At 63.4% G+C, this 1,473-nt stretch carries 1 protein-coding gene; it reads left to right on the top strand.

The annotated features are described in order from the left end of the window. The first annotated feature begins 63 nt into the window (after positions 1 to 63). Positions 64 to 1,386 carry a replication-associated recombination protein A gene (locus ACXRVY_RS28770; protein WP_223461589.1) on the top strand — a complete coding sequence of 441 codons (1,323 nt, stop codon included), beginning with the start codon at positions 64 to 66 and terminating at the stop codon, positions 1,384 to 1,386. The last annotated feature ends 87 nt before the right edge of the window (positions 1,387 to 1,473 follow it).

The raw sequence follows: 1,473 nt of genomic DNA, 5'->3' as shown, positions 1-1,473 counted from the left end.
CCATCGCGAGCAGGCTCGCTCCTACAGGGGGGGCGATGTTCAATTGAGGTTTCAGAGATAGTCATGGATCTGTTTCGCAGCGCCCCCATCGCCCAGCCCTTGGCCGCCCGCCTGCGTGCGGCCAATCTGGACGAGTACGTCGGTCAGGAACACGTGCTCGCTCGCGGCAAGCCCTTGCGCGAGGCGCTGGAGCAGGGTGTCCTGCATTCGATGATTTTCTGGGGTCCGCCCGGCGTGGGCAAAACCACCCTGGCGCGATTGCTCGCGGAAGTCTCGGATGCGCACTTCGAAACGGTCTCGGCGGTATTGGCCGGGGTCAAGGAGATCCGCCAGTCGGTGGAAATCGCCAAGCAGCAGGCCGCGCAGTACGGCCGCCGCACCATTCTGTTCGTCGACGAAGTGCATCGCTTCAACAAGTCCCAGCAGGATGCGTTCCTGCCGTACGTTGAAGACGGCACACTGATTTTCATCGGCGCGACCACGGAAAACCCTTCGTTTGAACTCAATAACGCCTTGCTCTCCCGGGCGCGTGTCTATGTGCTCAAGAGCCTCGACGAAGCGGCCCTGCGCAAACTGGTGCAGCGCGCGCTGACCGAAGAACGTGGCCTGGGCAAGCGCAACCTGACCCTCAGCGACGAAGGCTTCCAGATGCTGTTGTCGGCCGCCGATGGCGATGGCCGGCGCCTGCTCAACCTGCTGGAAAACGCCTCGGACCTCGCCGAAGACAACAGCGAAATCGGCACCGAGCTCCTGCAAAGCCTGCTCGGCGATACCCGCAGGCGGTTCGATAAGGGCGGCGAAGCGTTCTACGACCAGATTTCCGCGCTGCATAAATCGGTGCGCGGTTCCAACCCCGACGGAGCCTTGTATTGGTTCGCGCGGATGATCGACGGCGGTTGCGACCCCTTGTACCTTGCCCGGCGAGTGGTGCGTATGGCCAGCGAAGACATCGGCAATGCCGACCCACGCGCCCTGAGCCTGTGCCTGGCGGCCTGGGAAGTGCAGGAGCGCCTCGGCAGCCCCGAAGGCGAACTGGCGGTGGCCCAGGCCATCACCTATCTGGCCTGTGCGCCGAAAAGCAACGCGGTCTATATGGGCTTCAAGACCGCACTGCGCGCCGCCGCCGAGCACGGCTCGCTGGAAGTGCCGCTGCACCTGCGCAACGCACCGACCAAGCTGATGAAGCAATTGGGCTACGGCGATGAATACCGCTATGCCCACGATGAGCCGGACGCCTACGCCGCCGGAGAAGACTATTTCCCGGAAGAACTCGACCCGATCCCGTTCTATCAGCCCGTGCCCCGTGGCCTGGAATTGAAGATCGGCGAAAAGCTCAATCACCTGGCGAAACTCGACCGTTCAAGCCCCCGGCAGCGGAGAAAATAGTGCTTCCAGCGATCGTTGCGGTTTCCGTCGGCGGGATGGCCGGTACGCTGTTGCGCCGTCGGCGGGATGGCCGGTACGCTGTTGCGC

The organism is Pseudomonas sp. P5_A2_2 (genome assembly GCF_054177685.1).
This window is presented reverse-complemented; position numbering and strand designations above follow the sequence as displayed.